14 protein-coding genes and 1 pseudogene are annotated in these 18,276 nt (G+C 69.4%); 5 read left to right on the top strand and 10 right to left on the bottom strand.

Annotated elements, in window-relative coordinates; translation table 11 throughout:
* Positions 1–63: 63 nt before the first annotated feature.
* From FGD71_RS13655 to FGD71_RS13665, 3 genes are read right to left on the bottom strand one after another with little or no spacing between them, the layout of a single operon-like run.
* Complete coding sequence (locus FGD71_RS13655) at positions 64–1,473, bottom strand: class I adenylate-forming enzyme family protein (RefSeq protein WP_119100701.1); 1,410 nt, start codon at positions 1,471–1,473, stop codon at positions 64–66.
* Positions 1,473–2,702: a 3-dehydroquinate synthase II family protein gene (locus FGD71_RS13660; protein WP_119100702.1), complete on the bottom strand. Its 1,230-nt coding sequence runs from the start codon at positions 2,700–2,702 to the stop codon at positions 1,473–1,475. The genes FGD71_RS13655 and FGD71_RS13660 overlap by 1 nt, the downstream gene beginning before the upstream one ends.
* Positions 2,699–3,517 (bottom strand): 2-amino-3,7-dideoxy-D-threo-hept-6-ulosonate synthase, encoded by an 819-nt coding sequence (locus tag FGD71_RS13665; protein WP_420878285.1) that lies wholly within the window; start codon positions 3,515–3,517, stop codon positions 2,699–2,701. The genes FGD71_RS13660 and FGD71_RS13665 overlap by 4 nt, the downstream gene beginning before the upstream one ends.
* Before the next feature lie 617 nt (positions 3,518–4,134).
* On the opposite strand from FGD71_RS13665, the gene FGD71_RS13670 reads away from it, so the two are divergent.
* Complete coding sequence (locus FGD71_RS13670) at positions 4,135–5,487, top strand: MFS transporter (RefSeq protein ID WP_119100704.1); 1,353 nt, start codon at positions 4,135–4,137, stop codon at positions 5,485–5,487.
* A gap of 70 nt (positions 5,488–5,557) precedes the next feature.
* Here the strand turns inward: FGD71_RS13670 and FGD71_RS13675 are convergent, their stop codons facing one another.
* The 3 genes and pseudogenes from FGD71_RS13675 to FGD71_RS13685 form a co-directional block, all read right to left on the bottom strand.
* Positions 5,558–6,442 (bottom strand): RpnC/YadD family protein, encoded by an 885-nt coding sequence (locus FGD71_RS13675; RefSeq protein WP_181359192.1) that lies wholly within the window; start codon positions 6,440–6,442, stop codon positions 5,558–5,560.
* A 183-nt stretch (positions 6,443–6,625) separates the two neighbouring features.
* Positions 6,626–7,517, bottom strand: a pseudogene (locus FGD71_RS13680) (helix-turn-helix domain-containing protein).
* A 469-nt stretch (positions 7,518–7,986) separates the two neighbouring features.
* A complete protein-coding gene (locus FGD71_RS13685; RefSeq protein ID WP_119100705.1) occupies positions 7,987–8,466 on the bottom strand; it encodes an ATP-binding protein in 480 nt (159 codons plus the stop codon).
* Positions 8,467–8,620: 154 nt separating this feature from the next.
* Between FGD71_RS13685 and FGD71_RS13690 the strand changes: the two genes are divergently transcribed.
* Positions 8,621–9,496: a helix-turn-helix domain-containing protein gene (locus FGD71_RS13690; protein WP_119100706.1), complete on the top strand. Its 876-nt coding sequence runs from the start codon at positions 8,621–8,623 to the stop codon at positions 9,494–9,496.
* Positions 9,493–9,705 carry a DUF397 domain-containing protein gene (locus FGD71_RS13695; RefSeq protein WP_119100707.1) on the top strand — a complete coding sequence of 71 codons (213 nt, stop codon included), beginning with the start codon at positions 9,493–9,495 and terminating at the stop codon, positions 9,703–9,705. The genes FGD71_RS13690 and FGD71_RS13695 overlap by 4 nt, the downstream gene beginning before the upstream one ends.
* Here FGD71_RS13695 and FGD71_RS13700 read toward each other — a convergent pair.
* The 3 genes from FGD71_RS13700 to FGD71_RS13710 form a co-directional block, all read right to left on the bottom strand.
* Positions 9,692–10,522 carry a MerR family transcriptional regulator gene (locus FGD71_RS13700; protein ID WP_119100708.1) on the bottom strand — a complete coding sequence of 277 codons (831 nt, stop codon included), beginning with the start codon at positions 10,520–10,522 and terminating at the stop codon, positions 9,692–9,694. The two genes, FGD71_RS13695 and FGD71_RS13700, sit on opposite strands and share 14 nt — an antisense overlap.
* A 116-nt stretch (positions 10,523–10,638) precedes the next feature.
* The gene (gene metG / locus FGD71_RS13705; protein WP_119100709.1) at positions 10,639–12,354 is read right to left on the bottom strand and encodes a methionine--tRNA ligase; all 1,716 of its coding nucleotides are present in this window, start codon (positions 12,352–12,354) and stop codon (positions 10,639–10,641) included.
* A gap of 163 nt (positions 12,355–12,517) precedes the next feature.
* A complete protein-coding gene (locus tag FGD71_RS13710; protein WP_119100710.1) occupies positions 12,518–14,032 on the bottom strand; it encodes a VWA domain-containing protein in 1,515 nt (504 codons plus the stop codon).
* Between the two features lie 236 nt (positions 14,033–14,268).
* On the opposite strand from FGD71_RS13710, the gene FGD71_RS13715 reads away from it, so the two are divergent.
* On the top strand, positions 14,269–16,341 hold the full coding sequence (locus FGD71_RS13715; protein ID WP_119100711.1) for a PhoX family protein: 2,073 nt from the start codon (positions 14,269–14,271) through the stop codon (positions 16,339–16,341).
* A gap of 31 nt (positions 16,342–16,372) precedes the next feature.
* Here the strand turns inward: FGD71_RS13715 and FGD71_RS13720 are convergent, their stop codons facing one another.
* Positions 16,373–17,332, bottom strand: a complete 960-nt coding sequence (locus tag FGD71_RS13720; protein ID WP_119100712.1) for a LysR family transcriptional regulator — start codon at positions 17,330–17,332, stop codon at positions 16,373–16,375.
* Positions 17,333–17,582: 250 nt separating this feature from the next.
* Between FGD71_RS13720 and snpA the strand changes: the two genes are divergently transcribed.
* Complete coding sequence (gene snpA / locus FGD71_RS13725) at positions 17,583–18,248, top strand: snapalysin (protein ID WP_119100713.1); 666 nt, start codon at positions 17,583–17,585, stop codon at positions 18,246–18,248.
* Positions 18,249–18,276 lie beyond the last annotated feature (28 nt).

Consider the following 18,276-nt stretch of genomic DNA (forward strand, 5'->3'; position numbering starts at 1 on the left):
GGGCATGCGAAGGGGAGAGGAGAAGGGAGGGGGAAGGGAGGGGAGGTGGACCGTCCGTCCGGGCTACCGACCGCCCGTCGCGGCCGCTTGCACCGCGGCCGCCCGCGTCGCCGCCGCCCGCAGCGGGGCCGCCTGGCGCAGCAGCTTCCCGTTGGACGTGCGGGGCAGGGACTCCATCAGCCGGATCACCCGCGGCAGCTTGTAGTCGGCCAGCCGCTCCCGGCACCAGCGCAGCAGCTCCTCGGCGGACGGGCTCTCGCCCTCGGCGGCCACCACGACATACGCCTCGGTCACGTCCTCGTGGACCAGGACCGACTGCTCGACCGCGGGGTGCTCGCGCAGCACGTTCTCGACCTCGGTGAGATCCACCTTGAGGCCGCCGATCACGACGAGGGAGTCGGCGCGGCCGTGCACCCGGACCGCCCCGGTGTCGTCCACCGTGGCCCGGTCCCGGGTGTGCAGCCAGCCGTCCGCGTACTGGGTGCCGCCCGAGTCGAAGAGATACGGCGACTCCTCCAGCGCGACATCCAGTTCGCCCTTGTGCTCCCGTACGACCACTCCCGGTGCGGCCCGGCCGACCGACGGACGGAGCGTGCCGCCGGCGTCCATGGCGACCACACCGGTCTCCGTGGTCCCGTAGGACTCGCCGACCGGTACGCCGTACCGTTCGGCGAACCGCGCCGCGACATCCGGGGGCATCAGCTCGCCGCCCGACACCGCGACCCGCAGCTCGGGCAGGTCGGGGGGATCGATGGCGGCGGCGAGCAGTTCGTAGTGCATCGGCACCCCGAACAGGGCGGTGATCCGGTGGTCCACCGCCGTCCGCAGAATGTCGCGGGCGGAGACCCGGGGCGCGAAGACCACGGAGACACCGGCCGCCAGCGAGTGCAGCAGCCCGCCGATCAGACCGAAGCTGTGCGCCGTCGAACTGAGCAGCAGTACGCGGTCGCCCTCGCCGGGCATGCCGGGGATCCGGGTGAACCGCTCCACCTCGGCGGCGAGCGACCGGGCGGTCCTGCCGATCACCTTCGGCCGCCCCGTGGAGCCCGAGCTGAACTGGACCAGCCGGTGGTCGGTGGTGGCCGGGGCGCCGGTTCTGCGGCACTCGGTGACGACCTCGTACTCGGGCTGGAAACCGAACGCCGCCCGGACGTTGGAACCGGCCCGGACCATGAACCGCGGTCGGCAGGAGGCGCAGAGCGCCTCCACCTCGGCCGGTTTGAGCCGGAAGTCGAAGAGCATCACCTGGGCGCCGAGCCGCCACAGCGCGAGCAGCACCTCGACCTGGGTGAAGCTGGGCGGAGTGCGCAGGCCCACCGTGCTGCCCGGGCCGATGCCGAACCCGGCGAACACCTCGGCCTGCTTGCCGACACGCTCCCGCAACTCTCCCCGGGTGATGGTCTCCTGGCGATGCGTCAGATACGGCAGTCCGTCGTCCCGCCCGTCGAACAGCGCCTGGACCAGGGTGTCCATCAGACCTCCTTGCAGAACTCGCCGATCGGCAGGCCCACATGGCGCTTGTCCGTGGCCAGATAGCCCAGCAGCTCGTCGCCGGTCTGCAGTTCGGTGACGTTGAGGACCTTTCCGCCCGGGCCGAGCACGCGTACGTGCCAGTCGTCCTGCACGGTCAGACTGACCAGCTGTCCGTCCTCGGCGTGGGTGCGGATCTCAAGGAGCGGCCGGGACTCGAGTTTCGCCCGGCCGACCACGACCCGCCGGGTGCGGCCGTCGGCACCGACCGCCAGCAGGGGGGTTCCGGAGCCGACCTCGCTCAGGTAGCTGGTGCGGTTCTCGGGTCCGAGCGTGTACGAGTGCAGGGCACCGGCGTTGACCCGGAAGGGCCGGGTCGGCATGTACGGCAGCGGGTGGGTCTCGCTGCAGCAGAGTATGAACCCGGAGGAGTACGAGCCGACGAGGATGCCCTCGTCCTCCTCGAAGTGCGAGCAGGTGTCCACGCAGACCCGGTCGCCGAGCCCCACGTGCCGGATGCTCTCCACGGTCAGCGTGGACAGCTCCAGTTGGGGGGTGGTCGCTTCCAGCAGCCGGGCGAGCGCGAACACTTCGTCGGCGCTGCGGGGTGCGTACAGGATGCCGTCCGAGCCGCGCTCGAGCACGTCGAAGACGATGGCCGCCTCTTCCAGGTCCGCGACGACGGTCACCAGCTTGCCCTCGGCGGACTCGGCCGCGGCGAGCACGATCTCCAGAGGGATCTTGGTCGGGTCGGCGAAGTGGATGACGGTGTACGGCAGCACCATGGCGCCCCCGTACGACAGCCGCAGGGTGCGGTCGTCCCGTACGTCGATGAAACCGGCGGCGGGTGTGCCACCGGTGGCACGGTTGTCCGCGGCGAGGGCGTCCAGCTCCTCCTGGGCGGTGAACTTCCGCAGTAGCAGGTCGATTCCGGCTCCGGACGGGGACTTGGCGCCGGCCGCGGACTTGCCCTCCTTGGCCTCCTTGCTCTCCTTCGTCTCCTTGCCGCCCTGCGCTTCCTTGCTCTCCTTGTCGCCGGGCTTCTGCGCGGTGTCCGTGGCCGGGCCGCCGGGGGACGGGGCCAGTACCCGGGTGAGGGTCGGAGGCAGTGTCCCGAGCAACTCGGCATCGGTGGCCAGCACCCCGGCCATCCGGGTGTGGACAGCCGCGTCCACCACCGCCTGGAGCTGCGGCTTGGGGACTTCACGGAGATCGATCCATGCGAATCTCATGCGATACCTGCCACGATCGTCGAGTACTGAGCCATGTCATCGGTCATTCCGTTGGAGCTGTTGGAGCTGTTGGTGCTGTTGCCGCTCTTTCCGTGCACGACCTCGGAGAGCCGGGACACCACCGAGGCGGGTGAGGGGTCCGAGAAGATGCGGCGTCCGATGGCCAGCCCCCCACAGCCGGCGGACATCGCGGCGGTTCCGTACTCGATGAGGTCGGAGCCGTCGGGCGGGCCTCCGGCCGCCAGGATGGGGATGGGGCTGTGGGCCACCACCTCGGCCATACGCTCCAGTGGCAGGGCGACGGAGGTCTTCACCATGTCGGCGCCCAGGTCCGCGGCGACGTTGACCAGGTGCGCGAGGAGGGCGGGATCGTGGGGGTCCTCGATCCGGGGGCCCCGGGGGTAGACCATCGCGATCAGCGGCATGCCCCAGGCGTCGCAGGAGCGGGCCACCGCCCCCAGATCGGCGAGCTGTTGCCCCTCGGTGTCCGATCCGATGTTCACATGGACGCTGACCGCGTCCGCGCCGAGCCGCAGCGCCTCCTCGACGTCGCCGACGAGCACTTTGGCGTTGACATCGGCGGAGCAGGCGGTGCTGACGCTGAGGTGCACCACGAGGGCGCAGCTCTTGAGGGTGTCCGGTGCCAGGGCGCGGGCACGTCCCTTGTGGACGATGATCCCGTCGGCCCCGCCGGCCACGAGCGCTCGCACCAGATCGTCCCACTGGCCGGGCGGGACGATGGGGCCGTCCGAGACGCTGTGGTCGAGTGGCACGAGCAGGTGCCTGTCGTCACCCGCCAATGACAGTCGTCTCAAACGAAATAGCTTGCCAGTTTTCAGCATGGATAATGCGCCTTCCCAGCCCAAAGGGCTGCGTGGCAAAGGTCCGGCAGCGGCTTCTGGTGAGCATTTCGGAATGTCGAACAGCACCACCCCGTGTGGGTCCCCGTGTCCGAAAAACGATGGTCGTAGAACGTTCAAGTTCGTCTACGGTCAGCATTTCGTGCGTGATTACGGTTGGCAAGGCGTGATCACTCGCAAATTTTTATGCCAATCACCGCATGATTATTGACAGCGAATCGACAGGAATGACGGGGTTGACGGCGTCGAGGGGTGATGTTCGTGGGGGGTTATGCGGTAAATGGCGAGGTGGCGGGTGCAGTGCACTCTATGCGCATTGAGGTGATCTGTCCCTTTCCATAGCCGCATCAAGTGCTTTATTGCTGTTGCTCGTGTAACCAGGTGCTTATTGTTTCGCCGACCCGTGCGGCCGCGTTCGGTTTATCGGACGAGGTTTACCGACGCTTCTTCCTTGTCGAAATCGAATTTCCGGGTTTAGGGTGACAGGCGCACTCCGGTTCGTGTTACATGCGTGGCCGTCCCCAACTGGTCCCGGACCTGTTCGGTTCCGGGCGTACCGGAAGTGACCCCCCATGCCTGATTCACCGTCCAAGACCGTGCCCGAGACCGTCGGCCCCAGACCGGCCGCGTCACCGCCGCCGGAAGCGAAGAGCAAGGCGCCGCGGGTCGCCGTGGCGAGCCTGGTCGGCACCACGATCGAGTACTACGACTTCGCCGTGTACGGCACCGCCTCCGCGCTCGTCCTCGGCCCCGCCTTCTTCCCCTCCGGCAACGCCACCGTCTCCTCCCTGGCGGCGTTCCTCACCTTCGCCGCGGCCTTCCTGGCCCGGCCGCTCGGTGTCGTCCTGTTCGGGACGATCGGTGACCGGCTGGGCCGCCGGCAGGCCCTGGTGCTCTCCCTTTTACTCATGGGCGTGGCGACGGTGGGCGTCGGGCTGCTGCCGACGTACGAAACCGCCGGACTCCTCGCTCCCGTGCTGCTGGTGACGCTCCGTCTGCTGCAGGGTGTGAGCATGGGTGGCGAGTGGGGCGGGGCGGTGCTGCTCGCCACCGAGCACGCGCCGCCCGGACGCCGCGCGCTGTACGCGTCGATCCCGAACGCCGGCCCCTCGCTCGGCTTCCTTCTCTCCACCGCCGTCATCCTGCCCACCCTCAACATCGCGGGCCGGGACGGTTTCACGAACGGTGCCTGGCGGATCCCGTTCCTGCTCAGCGCCGTGCTCGTGGTGATCGGCCTGTGGGTGCGTGCGACGGTCTCAGAGTCGCCGGTGTTCAGCCCCGCGGCGCGGCGTACGGCACAGGCGCCGGTGTCCCGCTTTCCGCTCGGCACGCTGGTCAAGGAGTACCCGGGCCGGCTGCTGCTCGGCATCGGAGCGGCGATCGGCGGCTCGGCCGTCTACTACCTGACGATCGTCTACAGCATCTCGTACGCGCCCAAGGCGCTCGGGATCCCCCAGAACACGATGCTGACAGCGGCGAGCATCGGTGCGGCGGCCGGAATCGCGGTCACCCTCCCCGTCGCGCATCTGGCCGACCGGATCGGCCGCCGCCCGCTGATGCTGACGGGAGCTGCCGGCTCCGTCCTGTGGGCCGTACCCATGTACGCCTCCCTGAGCTCACGCAACGCCGTACTGATCACAGGGGCGTACACCGTCGGGCTCATGTTGCTCGCGCTCATGTTCTCCCCGGCGGCGGCCTTCCTCGCCGAGCTCTTCCCCGCCCGGCTGCGCTACACCGGTGCCTCCGCGGCGTTCATCCTGGCCAACACTCTCGGTGGCGGCTTCGCCCCGTCCATCGCCACCTGGCTGAACAGCCAGTGGGATTCACCTCTGGTCCTCGGCTTCTACACCGGCGGCCTCTGCTTGCTGAGCCTCCTGTGCCTGCTGGCCCTGCCGGAGACGCGCGACGACGAGTTCGACATCTGAGGGGTCGTGACCAGGCGGTTCGTGACCAGCAGGTCACGCGCCGGGTCGGCATCCCTACCGAGGTCCGTGGCTACTCGTCCGCGAAGATCTCGTCGGCGGAGGGGGCGGTGACGGCACGCCGGAGCCAGTGGCGCAGGGTCTCGGGGTCGCCGCAGCGGGTGATGCGTTCGCGGGCCTCCTCGGGGACGTCGATGCCACGCTCCACCAGGACGGCCAGGACGTCCTCAGCGGCTCGTCGCGCCTCGCCCTCCGCCCGGCCTTCGTCGCGGAGTTCTTCGGAAAGGGGCGACTTGTAGAAAGAGAGGTCCACGGCCACCAGTTTCCTCCACAGTTCTGCGGCTGGGTGCTTGCCCATGCCTTGTGCGATGAGCTCGATGATCGGGTTGGCGAGGGCCGCGGATGTGTCCCGCAGCACGTTGGTCATTGCTTTGAGTATGGCCTCGACGCTCGGATTCGTGGCGTGGGTGATTGCTGACAGTGTGGCGAGGGCGAGGTCCTTGTGGACCTCGGCTGGGTCGGTGATCACCGGCATGTTGTGCGGGCCCGCGACCAGCGGGCGCAGGGTGAGCAGAGGCCACTGGGGAGGGCCGAAGAGGACTGGTCGCGCTGCCCATTCGGCGGTCGCGCGGTCCTGGCAGACGACCAGCAGCATCGGCTGCAGCCGGTACTTCGTGAGCAGGTACGACGCGTAGTACGCCCAGCTCGCCGGCTTGTCCGGGTCCTTCTTGCCCTGGGCCTCGACGGCGAGGAGAAGCGGCTCGTCGTCCTCCGTCTCCAGCCGCAGCAGCGTGTCGACGCGGCGTTCGAGCGGGCGGGTCTCGGTGAGGTCGGTCGGCAGGATGGTGACCGAGGTGGGCCGGGCGAAGTCGACGCCCAGCGCCTCGGAGACCCGGGAGAAGAGGTCCGGGTAATCCTGGAAGATGCGGTGCATCGCCTCGTGGGGCGAGCTGACCATGTGGGTTCCTGTGAGGGTGAAGTAGTACGGAAAGGCATTGCCCCTGGCACATGCCAAAACGGATGTTGTGGTAAGCGTAGGGCGCAACACGGCCTGTTCGAGGCCCAGTTGACGACGTTCACCCGGATGGGTGAGCGCGGCGTGAGTCGGTCTCCCATGGACGCCGAGCCCCGGTCGGCTTCGTCAGGCAGTCGTGGTGCGGGGTTGCCGCAGCTCGCAGCAGTCGCGGCAGCGGCCGGGTTCGGGTGCGCGGAAGGCACGGTCGCAGCTGTCGCAGTTGCGGAGCGGGTGCCTGGCGGGTGGGGGGGGATTCGGGGGCCCGGTACGGCGGCAGGGGCGGGAGCTGGGCCGTGAGGCGGTGGGCCAGGAGGGCGGCCGGGCGGCGCAGGTCCTCGGGTGGCAGGTCGGTGGTCAGGGCGTGGCGTACGGCGGTGGGGGTGAGGTCGCGCTCCAGCCAGGCGGCGACTCCGGGGGCGAGGTGTTCCGCGTCGGTGGCGGAGAGGAGAAGGCGGGGGTCTTCGCGGCGGAGGCCCGCGAGGACGTCGATGGCCGTCTGGAGGAGGGCCGGGGAGGCGTACGCGGGCTTCGGTACGGCGGGAAGGGCGCGGCGTGAGGGCTTCTGCTGCGGTGTCGCTGCCCGGCGGGCCGCGGGTTTGGGAGCCTCTGCCGTGCTGCTGTGGCGGCCCGGCTGGTTGCAGGAGACGGTGCGGGTGACGATGCGGCCGCTCTCCGTGCGTTCGCGGGTGCGGCGCAGGTAGCCGTGGGTCTCCAGCTCGCGCAGGGCGGCGGCGATACGGGTCGGGCCCTCCGGGAAGCGGGCGGCAAGAGTCTTGATGTCGGCGCGGGCGCCGGTGGGGAGCGACTGGATGTGGACGGCGAGTCCGGTGGCCAGCCCGGACAGCTCCGGGTGCTGGGCGAGGTGGTTGCCGATCACTGTGAAGCGGGTGGTGTGGCGGGAGTTGTCGTGGGTGACGCCGCCCGGGTGGGTGTTCGCGTGAGCGTTCCGGCGCGGGTGGTTTTTGCCCGTGGGACGGGCCTGTGCGTGCGGGTGCACGCTAGGGTTCTGCGTATCCATCAGGAAGCGGCTTTCTTCCTTGGTGGTCAGGCCCTCGCATTGGGATTGCAGTCCCGGCGGGGGCCGTCGCATGTCTGCGGTTGTGTGGTGTCGCGCTGAGCGTAGAGCAGTCAACCTGTCCCGAAGCCAGCCGAGTTGGTGATGTTCACTCGCCCGAGTGAGCGGGCGCCGTGGGCGGGAGGGGTGGGGCTTGGTGAGGTTGCTTTCCCTCTCGTGGTTCTTTGGGAAGAGCGCCAGGCCCACCGGAACACACGGCGTCAGGCTCCGGTGAGTCCCCGCACCGGACCGGTTGTCCGACGCTGTTGGCCAATCCTCCTCTGCCAGGGCACCAGCCGCGAAAAGCGTGAACACTTTCCGGGAAAGTGTTCACGCTTCCGCAGACCCGCGTAAGGCGGCCCCCTGTCCTGGGCTTGGCTGAGTGTCAGGGTGTCGACCCCCACGCTGGGCGGGGTCCCCTCAATTCATGGAGTCATGCGGTCTCCCCGAGCGACTCGCGGTGCTGGTCGTTCAGGTTTTCGAGATCCCGTGGCAGGTCGAGTTCGGCCCAGATGGTTTTGCGGGGGACGGGGTCCCGTGTGACGCCCCAGCGGTCGGACAGGGCTTCTACGAGCACGAGGCCGCGTCCTGAGGTCGAGTCGGCGGACGGGAGTCGAAGGCGGGGGAGTTCGTCTCCGCGGGTGTCCGTGACCTCGATGCGGAGTACCTCGGTGGTGGCCTGGAGGGCGAGGAGGAAGTCCCGGCCGGGCAGGCGGCCGTGGGTGGCGGCGTTCGCCGTGAGTTCGGCCACCACGTGCGCGGCTCTGTCGGGGACGCCGTACGGGAGCTCCCAGGTGCGCAGCCATTCCGTGGAGAGGAGCCGGGCGAGACGGGCGCCGCGTGGCGTGGGCGACAGCAGGACGCTGAAGTGACGGGTGGCGGTGTCGAGTTGGGGGGACTCTTCCTTGTTCACATCACTGAGCGTGGCCGCGCGTGCTTACCGTGAACAGTGACGACGCCGATGCGTACGGTGACTGTCCGGAGCTTGTCCACTGCTGTCCGGGCTGTCGGAACCGGCCGTAGGGATACGGGCGTTGCGGCACGGAGGTACGACGGAGGGGTGCGGGATGTCGGTGGACGGCGAGGTACGACGGCTCAAGAGCGAGGCGGACGAGCCGGGTTGGGAGGTCGACCCGGACGACGACTGGGGCGTGGCGGTCGTCGCGACGGTCGGGCGACAGCTGAAGCTCCGGCGGGAGGCGGCCGGCATGCGCGCCGCCGAGTTCGGGGCGGCGGTGGGGTACGGGGAGGACCTCGTCTACAAGATCGAGGGAGGCAAGCGGATTCCCCGGGCCGAGTATCTGGACAACGCGGACGAGGTGTTGGGGGCGGGTGGGTTGCTCTCGGCGATGAAGGAGGATGTGGCGAAGGTCCGGTATCCGAAGAAGGTTCGGGATCTGGCGCAGATGGAGGCCAAGGCGGTCGAGATCGGCGTGTACGAGTGCATCAGCGTCAACGGCCTGTTGCAGACCCCTGAGCACGCGCGAGCTTTGTTCGAGGTGTGGCAGCCCGCGTATTCGCAGGACGACTTGGAGCGCGTATTGGCTGCTCGCATGGCCCGGCAGTCCGTCTTCGAGCGATCACCAGCGCCTTCGCTCAGCTTCGTACAGGAAGAGGCGACGCTACGACGCCGTGTTGGAGGCACAATGGTGTGGCGTCAGCAGCTCGAACGTCTGCTGGAGGTGGGCCGGTTGCGCAACGTCACGCTTCAGGTGATGCCGACGAGCGGCGGAGCTCATCCAGGACTCAGTGGAAGGATCGAGGTCCTCAAGTTCGCTGACGGAACGGCTGTGGGGCGATCCGAAGGCGCCTACAACGGCCGCCCCACTTCCGATCTTAAGCAGCTCCGCATCCTTGAGCTGCGGTATGGCACCATCCGGGCTCAGGCTCTTCCACCGGGGGAGTCACTGGCCCTCATTGAGCAACTGCTTGGAGAATCATGATCCGCAAGGCTTCTGCCGGAGACTCCTCCGAGCTGAAGTGGTTCAAGAGCAGCTACAGCAGCGGCCCTGACGGCGACTCCTGCATCGAAGTCGCCAGCGCCCCCGGTACCGTCCACGTCCGCGACTCCAAGAACATAGGCGGCCCTCAACTCGCTCTGACGCCGGAGGCGTGGGCGGACTTCGTGGCGTATTCCGTCAGGCCTTGGTGACCGGTGCCTGCAGTTCCGTGACCCAGTCCTCGCGGTTCTCGGGGCACTCCAGGTTGATCTCCCGGGGATAGCCGGCCGACCGGTAGCCGTGGCCGTCGATCCAGCGGGCCAGGGCCTGGGCCGTGGGCAGCACGGTGTCCATCGAGCCGCGGTGGACGATCGTCGCGGCCTGCTCGATGGAGGGTAGATCAAGTACGCGGACATCGCCGTCCTGGACAGGACGGACAGTGGCCGAGACCTGCACGGCGGCGTGGACACTGATGGCGCCGCCGCCTTCCGGGGCGTCCTCGTAGTAGGCCACCCCGGGGCCCGACGGGGTGATACCGGCCGCTTCGAGGCGGCGGAACAACTCCTGGTAGAGAGGTCCGATGACAGGTCCGATGTCCTCCGGCTCGTAACTGGCGGCGGTCGCGGTCAGTTCCGCCACCCGGACAGTCGGGACCTGCTTGATGACCACGTCGTTCGTGGGCATGCTGCCCTCGCTTTCGATCGACTGGAGCCTTGCCTCGACCCGGACCAGGCGCGCCGCCGCGGCGGCCATGGTGGCTTCCAGCTCGGCCCGCCGCAGCCGCAGCATGCCGCGCAGTTCCTCGGTGCCGACCCTCTCGTCCACGATGTCCTGCACCTGCTGGAGGGTGAAGCCGAGCTCTTTGAGCGCGATGACGCGGTTCAGGCGGGTGAGCTGAGCGGCCGAGTAGTACCGGTAGCCGGTCGTGGGGTCGACATGAGCCGGGCGCAGCAGTCCGGTCGCGTCATAGTGGCGCAGCATCCGGATCGAGACGCGACCGTGCCGGGCGAAGTCTCCGATGGTGAACATGACGTCTCCGAGTTCAGTGCCTGACACCGTGTGAGGGTCAAGGCATCGGCAACGACGCAGGGGGCCCGGTCACGTCGTACGACGTCACCGGGCCCCGTGCACTGAACGTTCGTGAGTTACTCCGCCTCGCCGCCGAAGCGCTCCTTGTAGGCCGCCAGGTCGTCGTCCGTGATCTTGGCGAAGAGGACCGGGGGCACGGTGAAGGGCGTGCCGGCCGGGACGGAGGACAGGGCGCGGGCCTCGTCCGCCGTGACCCAGGCCGCCGTGTCGTCCGTCAGCGTGAAGGCCGAGCGCATCGCCTTGGAGGAGGCCGGGATGAAGGGCTCCGACACCACCGAGTAGAGGTGGATCAGGTTCATCGCGGTGCGCAGGGTGAGGGCCGCGCCCTCGGGGTTCGTCTTGATCTCCAGCCAGGGGGCCTTCTCCTCCAGGTAGGAGTTGCCGGCCGACCACAGGGCGCGCAGCGCGGCAGCCGCCTTGCGGAACTGGATGGCCTCCATGTGCACCTCGTACTCGGCGAGGAGACGGGCGATCTCCGCGCCCAGCTTCGCCTCCGCATCGCCGGGCTCGCCGCCCGCCGGGACGTCGTCTCCGAAGCGCTTGCGCGAGAAGGACAGGACGCGGTTGACGAAGTTGCCGAGGGTGTCCGCCAGGTCCTTGTTGACCGTGGCGGTGAAGTGCTCCCAGGTGAAGGACGAGTCGTCGGACTCGGGGGCGTTGGCCATCATGAAGTAGCGCCAGTAGTCGGCGGGCAGGATCTCCAGCGCGTCGTGCGTGAAGACGCCGCGCTTCTGGGACGTGGAGAACTTGCCGCCGTAGTAGTTGAGCCAGTTGAAGGCCTTGATGACGTCGACCTTCTTCCACGGCGCCCGCGTGCCCAGCAGGGTCGCCGGGAACATCACGCTGTGGAAGGGCACGTTGTCCTTGCCCATGAACTGCGTGTAGTGGACGTCGGCGTCCGACTCCCACCACCACGAGCGCCAGTCCCGGTTCTCCGGGTCCTGGTCCGCCCACTCCTTCGTCGAGCCGATGTACTCGATCGGGGCGTCGAACCAGACGTAGAAGACCTTGCCCTCGGCGGCCAGTTCCGGCCAGGTGTCGGCCGGCACCGGGACGCCCCAGTCGAGGTCGCGGGTGATGGCGCGGTCGTGCAGGCCCTCGGTCAGCCACTTGCGGGCGATCGAGGACGCCAGCACCGGCCAGTTGTCGGCGCGCTCGTCGACCCACGACTCGACCTCGCCGGCCAGCGCGGACTGGAGGAGGAAGAGGTGCTTGGTCTCGCGGATCTCCAGGTCGCTGCTGCCGCTGATCGCCGAGCGCGCGTCGATCAGGTCCGTCGGGTCCAGGACGCGCGTGCAGTTCTCGCACTGGTCACCGCGGGCCTTGTCGTAGCCGCAGTGCGGGCACGTGCCGATGATGTAGCGGTCCGGCAGGAAGCGCCCGTCGGCGTTCGAGTACACCTGGCGGATGGCCCGCTCCTCGATGAACCCGTTGGCCTTGAGCTCGCGCGCGATCTCCTGCGTGATGTCGCGGTTCTGCGGGGACGAGCTGCGGCCGAAGTAGTCGAAGGCCAGCTCGAAGCCGTCGTACACCGCCTTCTGCGCGTCGTGCGCCTGGGCGCAGAACTCGTCGACCGGGAGCCCCTGCTCCTTCGCGCCCAGCTCGGCCGGGGTGCCGTGCTCGTCCGTCGCGCAGATGTAGAGGACGTCGTGGCCGCGCTGGCGGAGGTACCGGGAGTACACGTCCGCCGGGAGCATGGACCCCACCATGTTGCCCAGGTGCTTGATCCCGTTGATGTACGGAAGGGCGCTGGTGATGAGGTGTCGAGCCATCGCGGGCTGCTCCCAAGTCGCTACGCGGGGTGACGGTTCTCTGGTGCTTCGACCGTCTACGAACCTTGAAATCGTAGCCGACTGGTATGGGCCGCCCGCTCCCCGTTTTTCGGGGTGAGAAGCGGGCGGCCCGGGGTGGAGCGGGAGGTGCTCCTACAGGCGCCTACGGGCGCCAGGACGCCAGTACGCCCTCGTAGAACTCCTGGTCCGTCAGCTCGAGCGGGGTCGGGCCCGCGTGGAAGAAGGCCGTGTTCTCGGTCTTCAGCTTGCGGAGGTAGTCGAAGGCCTTGTTGTCGTGCTCTCCGAAGGCGACGAAGGAGAAGAAGATGCCGGGGTGGTTCTTCGCCGCGTCCGTGAGGGACTGGGTGGCCGGGGTCTTGGCGTCCGGGGCACCGTCCGTCTGGAAGATCACGAGGGCGGGGGCCGCCGGGTCCTCCGACTTCTGCTGTTGCGCGATCACTTCCTGCACGGCCGCGTGGTAGCTCGTACGGCCCATGCGGCCGAGGGAGGCGTGCAGCTCGTCGATCTTGTTCTCGTGGTCGGTGAGGGTGAGCTCGCCGGTGCCGTCCAGCTCCGTGGAGAAGAAGACGACGTGGACGGTCGCCTTGGGGTCGAGGTGGGCGGCGAGCGCGAGGGACTGTTCGCCGATGGCCTGGGCGGAGCCGTCCTTGTAGTACGGGCGCATGGAGGCGGAGCGGTCCAGGACGAGGTAGACCCTGGCGCGGGCCTTGGTGAGGTCGTGCTTCTTGAGGGCCGTGCCGGCGGCGTTGTACGCCGTGGCGAGGGCGGGGGGCAGGTCGGGTCCGGCCACGGCCTCGGCGCCGTCGGCGGCCGCCGGCTCGTCCGCCTGCGCGGCGACGGGCTCGGGCGCGGGCTCGGGGGCGGGTTCCGGAGTCACCTCGGCGGCGACCGGCTCCGGCTCGGGCTTCGGCTCCGGTTCGGGGGTGACGTCAGCTGCGGGCTCGGGGGCCGTGACCTCGGCGGCGGCGGGCTCGGGCTCCACTACGGGCTCAGGCTCCACCACCGGCTCCGGCTTCGGCTCGGGCTCCGGCTTCGGCTCAGCGGCCGGGGCCTCGGCGGCGACCGGTTCGGGCTCCACGACCGGCGCGGGCTCCGGCTCCACGACCGGCTCAGGCTCCGGCTCAGGGGCCACCTCGGCCACAGGCTCGGCCTCGGGTTCCGGCTTCGCCTCCGGCTCGGGCTCCGGCTCGGGCTCCGGCTCAGGGGCCACCTCGGCCACAGGCTCGGCCTCCGGCTCCGGCTGCGCCTCGGGCTTCGCCTCCGGCTCAGGTGCCGCAGGCGTGCGCTCGGCCGCCTCCGCAGGCTTCGCCTCGGGCTCCGGCTCGGATTCCTGCTGCTCCGCCGGAGGCGTCTGCTTCGGGACCGACACGTTGTCGAACGCCGCCGATACCAGGTCGTCCAGGTCGGACGCCTTGGTCTCGGACGCCTTGGTCTCGGCCGCCGGGGTCGAGGCCGAGGCGTCGGCCTCGCGGACATCGGTCTCGGGGGCCGTGGCGGTCGGTGCGGTCGCTGCCGCGGGTGCCGCCGGTGCCGGTTCGGCGGCCGGTTCCGGTGCCGTCTCCTGACGTGCCTCCGGCACGACGGGCTCGGCACCCTCGGACGGACGCCCCTTGCGTGACTTTCCGAACGCGTTTCGCAGGAGGTCGAGAATGCCCATTGCGCAACCCTTCGCATGAGTTGGTTCCGTCAATCCCTGGCCAGGACGGATACGTAAGGTTAGCCGCCACATTTGAAGATCTTCGTCAGGCCCGGACCTGGGACAGCATCCGGCGTCGGCGCCGATACCAACTCCCCGTCGGATCCCTTGCGTTCACTCCTCGTTCACTCTGCGGCTGTGTCCCGGAGCACGTGTGCCCCTAGCGTCACGCTCGATCCAGAAATGTGGGAGGGACCGTGCGCAACCTGTTGCCCCTGATCGGCTCGACCGGCTCACACCCGGGCGGCCGTTCCGCGATGACCTGTCGATTCCGCTGTGGTGACGCCTGCTTTCACGAGGTGCCCAACACCAGCACCAACGAGTACGTCGGCGACGTCATCGCCGGTGCGCTCAGCCGCCGCTCCATGATGCGGGCCGCCGCCGTGGTGACGGTCACCGCCGCGGCAGGTGGTGCGGCCGTCGGCTCCGCCGCCGCGCAGGCCCCCGCACAGACGACCGACGCGGTTCCGGAGACGTACACGAGTGGCAAGGGAGCGCGCGGTCTGCGGTTCACGCCGGTCGCGCCGAACACGACCGATGCCGTGACCGTTCCCGAGGGCTACGGCCAGAACGTGGTCATCCGCTGGGGCGAGCCCATCCTCCGCGGCGCCCCGGCCTTCGACCCGGACAAGCAGACCGCCAAGGCACAGGCGGGCCAGTTCGGCTACAACAACGACTTCCTCGCCCTGCTCCCCCTGCCGGGCGAGCGCGGCCGCCAGCTGCTCGTGGCGAACCACGAGTACACGGACGAGATCCTGATGTTCAAGGGATACGACGCCGCCAACCCGACCCGCGAGCAGGCCGAGATCGCCTGGGCGGCCCACGGCCTGTCCGTCGTCGTGGTGGAGGGGGAGCAGAAGAGCGGCAAGCTCACCGCCGTCCCGCGCCACCCCCTCAACCGTCGCGTCACCGCGACCACCGAGTTCAGGATCACCGGTCCGGCCGCCGGGTCCGACCTGCTCAAGACCTCCGCCGACCCGACCGGCACCAAGGTCCTCGGCACGCTCAACAACTGCGCGGGCGGCGAGACCCCCTGGGGCACCACGCTGCACGGCGAGGAGAACTTCAACCAGTACTTCGCCAACAGCAGCCGGGCGACGGACAAGCGGTACGGCATCGGCACCGGCGCCTCCGAGCGCAAGTGGGAGCGTTTCGACAAGCGGTTCGACGTGGCCCAGGAGCCGAACGAGGCCCACCGCTTCGGCTACGTCGTCGAGCTCGACCCGTACGACCCCACCTCCACGCCCCGCAAGCACACCGCTCTCGGCCGCTTCAAGCACGAGGGCGCGACCATCCGCCTCACGGACGACGGCCGTCCGGTCGCCTACACGGGTGACGACGAGCGCTTCGACTACTTCTACAAGTTCGTCGGCAGCAAGCGGATGCAGAAGGGCACCTCACGGGCCGTACGCGAGCACAACCTCTCCCTCCTCGACGAGGGCACGCTGTACGTCGCCAAGCTGACGGGAGACTCTCCGGCCGCCGAGATCGACGGCACCGGGAAGCTTCCGTCCGACGGCGAGTTCGACGGCGGCGGCGAGTGGATTCCGCTGGCCACGGCCACCGCCGACGGCGCCGTCTCGCATGTGGACGGTATGACGGCGGAGGAGGTCTTCGTCTTCACGCGGCTCGCCGGTGACAAGGTGGGCGCGACCAAGATGGACCGGCCCGAGGACATCCAGCCCTCCCCGTACACCGGCAAGGTCTACGTCGCCCTGACCAACAACTCGAACCGCGGTGTCGGTACGAACGCCAAGGCGGACGAGGCCAACCCGCGCAACGCCAACAAGCACGGCCACATCCTGGAGCTCACCGAGCGCCGGGGCCGCGCCGACAGCAAGACCTTCGGCTGGTCGCTGTTCCTCGTCGCGGGCGACCCCGCCGACCCGGCCACGTACTTCGCGGGCTTCCCGAAGGACAAGGTCAGCCCGATCTCCTGCCCGGACAACGTGACCTTCGACTCGTACGGCAACCTGTGGATCTCCACCGACGGCGCCCAGCTCGGCTCGCACGACGGTCTCTTCGGCGTCGCTACGCGCGGTGAGCGGCGCGGTGAGCTGAAGCAGTTCCTGACGATGCCGAAGGGCGCCGAGACCTGCGGCCCGATCGTCCAGGACCGCCGTGTCGTGGTCTCGGTCCAGCACCCGGGTGAGATCGACGGCGCGACCGTCGAGAAGCCCGCGAGCGCCTGGCCCGACGGCGCGGGCAAGATGGTCCGCCCGTCCGTGGTCGCGGTGTGGCGCAAGAACGGGTCCGACGTGGGCGTGTGAGGAGCGAGGCTCAAGAGGCGTAAGCCGTACGTCATGTGCTGACGTGTACGTACATGGGGGCGTCCCTCTCCGGAGGGGCGCCTCTCTTCTTCAGCCACTCCCGATAGCCGGGCGACTGCCGTGCCGTCTCCCAGTACGCCTCCTCCAGGTCCGGGTAGACGGAGTCCAGGTCCGCCTGCATACGCGCCGCGAGCAGCAGGCGTACGCCGAGGGGGTCACCCTGGATGCGGCGTACCGCCATCTCGGAACGGGACAGACAGGTCGGCTGGCAGACCGTGACGACCTCGCCGGTGGCGACGAGTGAGGCGGCGGTGTGGTAGTCGCCGTGCAGGATGCGGGGGCTGAGGCCGGCCGAGCGGAGCATCCGGTGGACGGCGTCCCACTCGCCGTCGACGGTCGGGTCGACCATCCAGCGGTCATGGGCCAGCTCGGCGAGGCGGACCACGGGGCGGGCAGCCGCCGGGTGGTCCGTCGGCAGTGAGACGAACTGGGGCTCCCGCTCGACCAGGACGCGCAGCCGTAACCCGTCCGGGATGCGCAGCGGGCTGCCCTCCACCTCGTGCACGAAGGCGATGTCGAGCTGTCCGTCGGCGAGCATGCGGAGCAGCGCGTTCGCGGAGACGTCCATCTGGAGGATCGGTTCCTGGCTGCGGGCGCGCAGGCGGCGCAGCCAGCCCGCGAGGGCCCGGCTCGCGGTGGAGCCGATGCGCAGCTGGGGGCCGTCCGCGGCGGCGGCCCTGGCCTCGGCCACCAGGGAGCGCATCTCGGCCACCAGGGGGCGGGCCCGGCCGAGGACGACGCGGCCGAGCGCGGTCGGGCGGCAGCCGGTGCGTTCACGGGTGAACAGCGCCCCGCCCAGCTCCTGTTCGATCCTGCGCAGCTGGGTGCTCAACGAGGGCTGGGCGACGCCGAGTTGGCGTGCGGCGCGGTGCAGGCTGCCGGTGTCGGCTATGGCGCACAGCGCACGGAGGTGCCTGACCTCAAGCTCCATGCGGTGAGCCTAGGGCGGCCCGCCCGGCCACACCAGACGCATAAATCCCATCCGAAGTGGGCGAGTTGGTGCACAGGAGCGGCCGATTCCGACTGACCGGTAACCACACAGGGGCGGAGTGGTGCCCGACTGATGAGGGAGCTGTGCCCGAGTGATAGCCCCGTCCTATCGCCGGTTGCCATCATCACAGCCGCCGCACAGGCGTCGACACTCACCGATGACGACTTCACCCCCCACACGAGGAGTCATCATGCGACTGTCCCTGCCCAAGTCCAGGGCTGTGGTGTCGACCGCGATAGGTCTCGGCCTCGCGGTCGGCGCCTTCGGCGCGGTGCCGGCCTCGGCCGCCCCAGCGGCTCCGGCCGCCGCCCCGGTGGCCGGCTACCACGGCTCGTCCGAGGAGGCCAAGGCCAACAAGGCGTTCTTCGAGGCCGTGCTGAAGTCCGTGGCCGAGAAGCGGGCCGCGAACCCGGGGGCCGCCGCGGTCACCGTCACCTACGACGCGTCCGACGCGCCCACCTTCAGCGCCCAGATAGAGCGTTCCACCGAGATCTGGAACGGCGCGGTGGCGAACGTGCAGCTCCAGTCGGGCTCCAACGCGGACTTCGAGTACCGCGAGGGCAACGACGCGCGCGGCTCGTACGCCTCCACGGACGGCCATGGCGGCGGCTTCATCTTCCTCGACTACGCGCAGAACAAGGAGTACGACTCCAACCGCGTGACCGCCCACGAGACCGGCCATGTACTCGGTCTGCCGGACCACTACGAGGGCCCGTGCAGCGAGCTCATGTCGGGCGGCGGCCCCGGCCCGTCCTGCACCAACGCGAACCCCGACGCGAACGAGCGCGCCGAGGTCGAGCGGCTGTGGGCCAACGGTCTGGCGAAGGCCCTGCAGAAGGTGAACCAGGCCGGGTAGTTCCCGAAGTCCGAAGCCCGCCACCCCC

It is taken from the genome of Streptomyces sporangiiformans (genome assembly GCF_005768555.2).
Classification (GTDB): domain Bacteria; phylum Actinomycetota; class Actinomycetes; order Streptomycetales; family Streptomycetaceae; genus Streptomyces; species Streptomyces sporangiiformans.

Bases quoted from the DNA above. Each gene is read 5' to 3' on its own strand.
- FGD71_RS13710 (WP_119100710.1), bottom strand. From the start codon at position 14,032: ATGGGCATTCTCGACCTCCTGCGAAACGCGTTCGGAAAGTCACGCAAG.
- snpA (WP_119100713.1), top strand. From the start codon at position 17,583: ATGCGACTGTCCCTGCCCAAGTCCAGGGCTGTGGTGTCGACCGCGATA.
- FGD71_RS13695 (WP_119100707.1), top strand. From the start codon at position 9,493: ATGATCCGCAAGGCTTCTGCCGGAGACTCCTCCGAGCTGAAGTGGTTC.
- FGD71_RS13700 (WP_119100708.1), bottom strand. From the start codon at position 10,522: ATGTTCACCATCGGAGACTTCGCCCGGCACGGTCGCGTCTCGATCCGG.
- FGD71_RS13655 (WP_119100701.1), bottom strand. From the start codon at position 1,473: ATGGACACCCTGGTCCAGGCGCTGTTCGACGGGCGGGACGACGGACTG.
- FGD71_RS13660 (WP_119100702.1), bottom strand. From the start codon at position 2,702: ATGAGATTCGCATGGATCGATCTCCGTGAAGTCCCCAAGCCGCAGCTC.
- FGD71_RS13720 (WP_119100712.1), bottom strand. From the start codon at position 17,332: ATGGAGCTTGAGGTCAGGCACCTCCGTGCGCTGTGCGCCATAGCCGAC.
- FGD71_RS13670 (WP_119100704.1), top strand. From the start codon at position 4,135: ATGCCTGATTCACCGTCCAAGACCGTGCCCGAGACCGTCGGCCCCAGA.
- metG (WP_119100709.1), bottom strand. From the start codon at position 12,354: ATGGCTCGACACCTCATCACCAGCGCCCTTCCGTACATCAACGGGATC.
- FGD71_RS13675 (WP_181359192.1), bottom strand. From the start codon at position 6,442: ATGGTCAGCTCGCCCCACGAGGCGATGCACCGCATCTTCCAGGATTAC.
- FGD71_RS13690 (WP_119100706.1), top strand. From the start codon at position 8,621: ATGTCGGTGGACGGCGAGGTACGACGGCTCAAGAGCGAGGCGGACGAG.